The following is a 5,250-nucleotide window of genomic DNA, read 5'->3' on the forward strand; positions in this document are numbered from 1 at the left end:
CCGCCCCTGGATGCCCGCTTAAGGATTGCGGGCATGACGGAATACCCCTGTCGAGCTTTGGGTTGCGGGCGGCAGCCCGCGCTGTCGAAGGGCTCAGCGTGAGCGGGACAATGCTTGCGCCGCAAGGCTTTCCGCTCACCCTGAGGCTCGCGAAAGGGGCGAGCGGAAAGCCTTTTCAACGGCCGCTTAGAAGTGATGCGTCCAGCGCAGGTTGAAGCGCGTGCCCTCGGGCCGGTTCTCCACCTGCGTCTCGTAGTAGGCGTTGAAGAAGAAGTGGTCGTTCTGCGACAGGCTGTAGAGCAAGCCGGGGCCGAAGCCGAGCACCTGCTCGCGGGAGTCGGCGACACCGTTGCCGTCGACCTCGGCGTTGGTGAACTGCTTCAGATAGTAGCCGTTGATCCCGGCCCGCAACTGCTTGGGCAGGACCTCGTACTCCGAAGCGAAGTTGAGGTGAACCGCCTGCCCAGCCTGCGAATCCTTGGCTCCGGGAACGTTCGGATCATCGTTTTCCGCGTTCCACAAGTAGTGCAGACGCCACGACGCCGTCCACTGCGGCGTCGCGAACACCGTTGCCGCCCAGTAGGGGTTGAACGAGTAAAAATTCGAGCCCGCGTTCAGCGCCCGCTTCTCGTCGTAGCTGCCCGTCGGTACCAGGTTCTGCAGCTCGATGCGGTGCATGAACAGCGGTCCGTTGGAGCCCATGATCGGGTCCCACTGGATGTAGGGTCCGATGAGGATATCGCCCAGGCCGCTGGTGGTGCTCAGCACCGGGTGATCGGCCGGGTGCACGTCGAGCGAGACCAGTGGCACGATCAGGTCAATGCCCCACTTGGCGCCCGGTAGCAGATCCTGATTCGATTGGTAGATGACTTGATTGAGGCTGATCCAGGCATCGACGCTGCCCGGCAGTCCCACTTTGCGGCCCTGTTGGTCCCGGAAAGTGCCGGCGCTGTAATACTGCACGTACTCCTGGAAGTAGAACCCGGGTCCGGCGGGCGGACCGCCATCGAGGAAGCTGGTGAAGCCCAAGTTCACTGCCGGCAACGACTGCGCGGCGGCCAACGCCGGCAGCAACCCGAGCAGGCCCAGCCCGCTCCCCACCCTTCGCAACCATCTCACACTCATGTTCCCTCCTTATGTTTCTGCGGGCGCCACATGCGCCCGCTTGCATCCGGCCTCAGACTCTTACATATCGCTGGGGCGCTCATATCGTGAGCCGAAAGGAGTATCCAGAAATGGCGGACCAAACCAAGTACCTGCTGGCGGAAAACGACATCCCGACCGCTTGGTACAACATCCAGGCCGACCTTCCCGAGCCGCTGCCGCCCGTGTTACACCCGGGCACGCACCAGCCGATCGGGCCGGCTGATCTCGCCCCGCTTTTCCCGATGGGCCTGATCGAGCAGGAAGTCTCCACCAAGCGCGAGATCGACATCCCCGGCGAGGTGATCGATATCTATCGACTGTGGCGGCCGAGTCCGCTGTATCGGGCACGCCGGTTGGAGAAGGCGCTCGATACCCCGGCACGCATCTACTACAACTACGAAGGCCACAGCCCCTCCGGCTCCCACAAATCCAACACCTCCGTGGCGCAGGCCTATTACAACAAGCAGGAGGGCGTCAAACGCATCACCACCGAGACCGGCGCCGGCCAGTGGGGCTCGGCACTGGCCATGGCCTGCCAGTTCTTCGGCATCGACTGCAAGGTCTTCATGGTCAAGGTCAGCTACGAGCAGAAGCCGTATCGCAAGGCCATGATGGAAACCTTCGGGGCCCGGGTGACCGCCAGCCCGAGCACGGAGACCGCTTCGGGCCGAGCGATCTTGGAAAAAGATCCCAAGTGCACCGGCTCACTCGGCATCGCGATTTCGGAAGCGGTGGAAATGGCGGCGCAGGACCCGCAAACCAAGTACGCCTTGGGTAGCGTGCTCAACCACGTGTTGATGCATCAGACCATCGTCGGCATCGAGACCATCGCCAAGTTCAAGCTGGCGAACGACTGGCCCGATGTCATCGTCGGCTGCACCGGCGGCGGCTCCAACTTCGCTGGGATGGCGTTCCCCTTCATCGGCCGCAAGCTGCGCGGCGAGGACCGCGGTGCCCGCATCATCGCCGTCGAGCCCACGGCGTGCCCGTCGCTGACCAAGGGCAAGCTCACCTACGACTTCGGCGACACCGGCCATCTCACCCCGCTGGTCAAGATGCACACCCTGGGCAGCGCCTTCGTTCCGCCCGGCATTCATGCCGGCGGGTTGCGTTACCACGGCATGGCGCCGCTGGTCTCACACCTGGTAAAGCTCGGCGAGGTCGAGGCCACGGCCGTGCCCCAGCTCGAGGTCTTCGAGGCCGCCGTGAAGTTCGCCCGCGCTGAAGGCATCATCCCGGCGCCCGAGCCCTCACACGCCATCGCCACCGCCATCCGCGAAGCGCTCAAGTGCAAGGCCGAGGGCAAGAGCCGCGCGATCCTGTTCAATCTCTGCGGCCACGGCCACTTCGACATGCAGGCGTACATGGATTACTTCGCCAAGAAGCTGCAAGACTACGAGTACCCGGAGCACGAAGTCGCCATGGCGCTGGCGGGTTTGCCCAGCGTGGGGTAGCCCCGGCCCACGATGCGGGGGGCGGGCGGCTGCAAGGGCCGCCCGCCCCCCGCTCTCAGCGCGCGCCGCTCAGGGCCGAGCGCCGCTCGCGACAACCGGAGTTCGTAGGTCGGTTGCGCTAAGGCGATAACGCTGCTACGGTGCAGCCACTCACCACTGATTGTCCGGCGCGAGAATCCCGCCTTGTATTGCGGCGTCTAGCACGCCTCCCGCACCTCTCATTCAGCAACGGCAGCGACAACAGGTGTCGCTGTCCCAACGAGCAAACACAACATGGTCGTGGCGGCGGCCCAGCGTAAAAGGAGTTCATGCCATGGGACGAAAACTGTACGTCGGCAATCTCGGCTTCGACGTCAACAACAAGGATCTCGAGGATCTCTTCGCGCAAGCCGGGACTTGCGAGTCGGCCGCGGTCATCTCTGATCGCGAGACCGGACAGTCACGCGGCTTCGGCTTCGTTGAGATGAGCTCGAACGGCGAAGCCCAGAAAGCCATCCAACAGTTCGACGGCCAGGACTTCAAAGGCCGTGCACTCAAGGTGAACGAGGCCAAGGAGCGCGAGAACAATCGCGGAGGCAACGGCAGAGGTCGCTACTAGTCGCAGACGATTCGCGCCCGCCGCACGCGGCGGGCGCGTTCGGACGATGTGCAGCCGTCCTTACGGCTGACAGGAGAAGGAGGAGTTCCAGGAGAGGGCACAAGGAGCTGCCCGCCGAGCCCGACTCCTTCCTGCGCGTGATTGCGCCGCACCGCGACGACCTCGTCGTCGCCGTCGAGTGCATCCTTCGGCTCGGCTCAGGACAGGCCTTCACCTGGTACTGGCTCGCCGATCTGTGCACCCGCTGTGAAACGAAGTCAGCTCACCCTCCTCAGCGTGCACGCCGCGTCTGCTTCCCGCGAGCGCCCCCCGCCCCAGTGACGCTACCGCCGCGTCTTCTTGACAACGGAGGCCTTATAGGGGTTCGGCCGCAGGCACCACCGCGCGGGTCCTAACGATCCGCAGCGTGGATGTGATGGTGGTCGCTCCCGGAGGCGGATGCCAGGGCATGCACCGCCTCCACGTAATGGACGTACTCGACGTAAGCGGCCACATAGGCTCTTCCAGACTCCACGCTCTCGTCGGCGTGGCGCTTGGTCGCAACGAGTCTCGCGAAGCGCTCGCGAAGACCGGTCGCGACGCGTTCGCCGAGTTCCGAGGCGAGCGCATCAACTGAGCCCTTCTCGAGCGCGTTGTCTGCGGCCGCGATGCCGGCATCGACCTGCCCCGCCGGCTTCAGGCCCGTGTACGCGACGCCTTCGCCGGCGCGGTGAATGCGAACCAATGTTTCGACAAAGTAGCGGTCGGCGAGCTCGCGAGCATCATCTCCCAGCCCCCGGGCCTTGAGCGTCTTCGCGAACGACTGCCGAATCTCCTTCTCGTCGTCGGCGCGAACCCACTTGAGAATGGGTGTGACATCTCCCTTCTGCAGGGCCGCGTTCGCGTCAAGCACCACGGGACCGTCGAGGGTATCGCAGTGAGCGCGCACCGAGTGCGGCGTGAACGCCGACAACATCACGACCACCATGACTGCTCGTTTGATCATGAGAACCTCAGCTCTGCGGCATAAACGCGATGCCACGATCTCACCGAATGCCTCAGTGGCGGCCGTCGCCTGCAGCCCCCCTGTTCGGCCCCGCCGTGGCTAACCCGTGCTCGGATCGCTTTCGGATGAGGTTCACGAAATAGTCAACTATCGCGCTCAGCGTGTCGCCGTCGAAGGACCAGTTTCCCTCGCTGGACCGTACGTCGAGCTCGCCCTCGATGTCTACCAGAACCCGGTAGAAGATCGCCGGGTCATGAAGTCTCGCGCTCAGGCGTAGCTTGTCAGATGGCACTCCCAGATGTCGAGCGGCACTCGCTACGACAAGCTCACGGATTCTTCTCGCGAGTGCGCCCTGGGTCCTTGTCATTGGGTTCTGCTCACGCGGTAAATCATCCCTCGATACACTGCGTTACTCGGGACGTACGGCCGGACGTCGCGGCGCCCGAGCAGCTCCTGCGCCGTGCGGATGTCATAGCCAGCTTCCAGAAGATGCGTAGCGCGGCGGCGAGTATCGTCACGCGATCCCTTCGAATCCGCTTCAGGAAACACGCCTTGTTGCCTTTCCCCTCACGCACAATGAAATCCGGGTCTTTGACTCGCAGCCGCAAACACTCCATGAGTCGCAGACCGGAACCGTAGAGCAGCGTTGCCATGATCCAGGTGACGCCGTCAAGGGCGGCGAGCAGCGCTTGCGTCTCCTGCCGTGTCAGCACCACCGGGAGCCGCTCTGGCCGCTTGGCGCGCACGACGTCATCGAGCCAGCCAGGATCACAGCCGAAGACCTCCTTGTGCAGGAAAAGCAGTGCGGCCAACGCCTGGTTCTGCGTCGACGCGCTGACGTGCCGCTGGACCGCCAGTGCCGTAAGGAACTGCTCGATCTCCTGCTTGCCCATGTCGGCCGGGTGACGCTTGCCGTGAAACAAGACGTACCGCCCTTCGGCTTCGCCTAGCGCGGGCTGGCGCCCGCAACCCTAGCCGGAGAAGAGCATTTCGTCATGCCCGCAATCTTCCAGCGGGCATCCAGGGGGGCGGGGATGGATTCCCGCTGGAAGACTGCGGGAATGACG

The 5,250-nt window shown here is 64.0% G+C and carries 4 protein-coding genes and 1 pseudogene; 2 read left to right on the plus strand and 3 right to left on the minus strand.

Annotated elements, in window-relative coordinates; genetic code table 11:
* Positions 1-186: 186 nt before the first annotated feature.
* The gene (locus HY699_05710; GenBank protein MBI4515298.1) at positions 187-1,125 is read right to left on the minus strand and encodes a transporter; all 939 of its coding nucleotides are present in this window, start codon (positions 1,123-1,125) and stop codon (positions 187-189) included.
* A gap of 110 nt (positions 1,126-1,235) precedes the next feature.
* On the opposite strand from HY699_05710, the gene HY699_05715 reads away from it, so the two are divergent.
* Together HY699_05715 and HY699_05720 are read left to right on the plus strand one after the other, a co-directional pair.
* Positions 1,236-2,600 (plus strand): TrpB-like pyridoxal phosphate-dependent enzyme, encoded by a 1,365-nt coding sequence (locus tag HY699_05715; GenBank protein ID MBI4515299.1) that lies wholly within the window; start codon positions 1,236-1,238, stop codon positions 2,598-2,600.
* A 313-nt stretch (positions 2,601-2,913) separates the two neighbouring features.
* Positions 2,914-3,198: an RNA-binding protein gene (locus HY699_05720; GenBank protein MBI4515300.1), complete on the plus strand. Its 285-nt coding sequence runs from the start codon at positions 2,914-2,916 to the stop codon at positions 3,196-3,198.
* A gap of 391 nt (positions 3,199-3,589) precedes the next feature.
* Here HY699_05720 and HY699_05725 read toward each other — a convergent pair whose 3' ends face one another.
* The gene (locus HY699_05725; GenBank protein MBI4515301.1) at positions 3,590-4,165 is read right to left on the minus strand and encodes a hypothetical protein; all 576 of its coding nucleotides are present in this window, start codon (positions 4,163-4,165) and stop codon (positions 3,590-3,592) included.
* Between the two features lie 381 nt (positions 4,166-4,546).
* Positions 4,547-5,076 (minus strand): annotated as a pseudogene (locus tag HY699_05730) (phage integrase N-terminal SAM-like domain-containing protein).
* Between the last annotated feature and the right edge of the window lie 174 nt (positions 5,077-5,250).

The sequence above is a fragment of the Deltaproteobacteria bacterium genome, from assembly GCA_016210005.1.
In the GTDB taxonomy this organism is placed as follows: Bacteria; Desulfobacterota; Binatia; order HRBIN30; family JACQVA1; genus JACQVA1.